This window comes from Mesonia sp. HuA40, assembly GCF_008017835.1.
Classification (GTDB): Bacteria; Bacteroidota; Bacteroidia; order Flavobacteriales; family Flavobacteriaceae; genus Mesonia.
The window spans coordinates 1-1,802 of the sequence record NZ_VRLT01000035.1; the positions used below are offsets into that span (position 1 = coordinate 1).

The window sequence follows — 1,802 nt, forward strand, 5'->3', positions numbered from 1 at the left end:
CACCACAACAATGTATAACCGCAATTACGGCGGATTCGACTACGTCCGAATCCACTCGGAATTGCTAACGTCTGTGCTAAACCGAAAAATTTGCGTACTTTAACCCGTAACTGACGGTTATACGAGACCGTTGGCATTCATTAAACACCGAACTGAAAACAAAAATTATGACAGACATTAAAATAAAGGAAAAACTAACTAAAAAAGACTATTTAAAAGTTACCATTTTCGTTGTGACTTTTTTAATAGCTAAAACAATATTTTCAGATTGGGAACATTTTAAAGCAGGATTGTTTGGATTTTAATAAAAATAATTAGAATGAAATATAAAATAGGATTTAGACTCGATATATTAGAAATGATTATAGTGTTGTTTTCGACCTTTTTTGCGGGAATGCTTCTAGCAAGTGATTTAAATGACAAATATATTTACTTTGGTTTAGCAATACTTGGAGCAGCTGGAATTTTAATTAAGAAAAGAGTTAAAATGCCACTAAAAGAAAATAAAACTGACTGAAGAAGTGAACAGAATTTTAGCTCGAAAAACTGAACTGAAAACAAAACTCGAATTTATTGCGGAATTTCTCACTCAATCGGAATTGAAAAAGTTTATGGAATAAAACGCTGACCGAATTTACTGAAACGTGGGAAAAACTATAAACTGAAATAAGTTTGGTAAGAATAAGTCGGAATAAAAAATAACGAAATGCCAACAATGTGTATAATTCATTGCTAGTTAGAGCCTACTTACGAAAGTCCTCGCGGACTTTCTATCTGTGATTTATTTGCTAAATTTAGTGCTTAAAAACGCAACGAAATCATACACTAGACCGTTGGCAACAAGCTGAAAAATGAACCGAATAATTATAATATTGCTTCTTTTAAGTCAAATTTCGTTTGCTCAAACAGTAGACAGAATTGAATGGAACTATCCAAGGAATGAAGAACTGAAAACAAAAAATGTAGTAACTGAATACAATCAATTTGACTTTTCAAAAATTTGGACATTTACAGAAAATAATAATGTTCTTGGAATAATTGGAGATGACCATCAAAGATTAAAAATAAAGTTAATTTCAGTAAAGAAAAATTCTAACAATCCGAATCAATATTTTGTAACTGGAAAATCTTGTGTAAAAGGAACAATTTGTGACTTTTCTGGAACCATAAACCTAACCGAAATAAAAGAACTTAAGGAACTACATTTCGGAGTTGACGACGAATATGCTGACAAAGGAATTAAATCACAAGGGACTTTAATTGCAGATTACGAATTCAAAGAAAATTCGGAACAAAAACATAGCGGAATTTTTAAAGGCAAATTACATTCTAAATGGTATCTGAATTCCGAAAACAAAATCGAATATGACAATATTGAGTTCATTTCAGACGGATATTTGAATAATGCATTTGTTGGAGTTTGGAAAAGTTATTCAACTGGAAAAGAAAAAAATTGTAATTGGGCAGATTATAGAATTCCGATCACAAATAGAGATTTTGACATTGGAGCTGGAGAATTTTCACCAAGTGAAAAATATTTTAACAAAGGTTGGTCTGAATATAAACCATTGGAAAAAGATGAGTGGTGGAAATAAAAGCCAGTTGCCAACAACGTATATAATCCATTGCTAGTGAGAGCCTACTTACGAAAATCCTCGCGGATTTTCTATTCGGTTTTTATTTGCTAAATTACGTGCTAAACCACGCAACGCATCATATACAAAACCGTTGGCAAAAATACCTCGGAATGAAAAGCAAAGCGGAAAAATAATGAATCTGACTGCTTGAAAAGATGAAGTAAA

At 31.8% G+C, this 1,802-nt stretch carries 3 protein-coding genes; all 3 read left to right on the forward strand.

All coding sequences use genetic code 11. The features are described 5' to 3' along the window. Nucleotides 1-167: 167 nt before the first annotated feature. The 3 genes from FT993_RS12320 to FT993_RS08335 all read left to right on the forward strand — a co-directional run bounded on the left by FT993_RS12320 (nt 168) and on the right by FT993_RS08335 (nt 1,595). The gene (locus FT993_RS12320; RefSeq protein WP_187240782.1) at nt 168-305 is read left to right on the forward strand and encodes a hypothetical protein; all 138 of its coding nucleotides are present in this window, start codon (nt 168-170) and stop codon (nt 303-305) included. A gap of 14 nt (nt 306-319) precedes the next feature. Beyond that, the gene (locus FT993_RS08330; protein ID WP_147862093.1) at nt 320-517 is read left to right on the forward strand and encodes a hypothetical protein; all 198 of its coding nucleotides are present in this window, start codon (nt 320-322) and stop codon (nt 515-517) included. Nucleotides 518-851: 334 nt separating this feature from the next. Beyond that, the gene (locus FT993_RS08335; RefSeq protein WP_147862094.1) at nt 852-1,595 is read left to right on the forward strand and encodes a hypothetical protein; all 744 of its coding nucleotides are present in this window, start codon (nt 852-854) and stop codon (nt 1,593-1,595) included. The last annotated feature ends 207 nt before the right edge of the window (nt 1,596-1,802 follow it).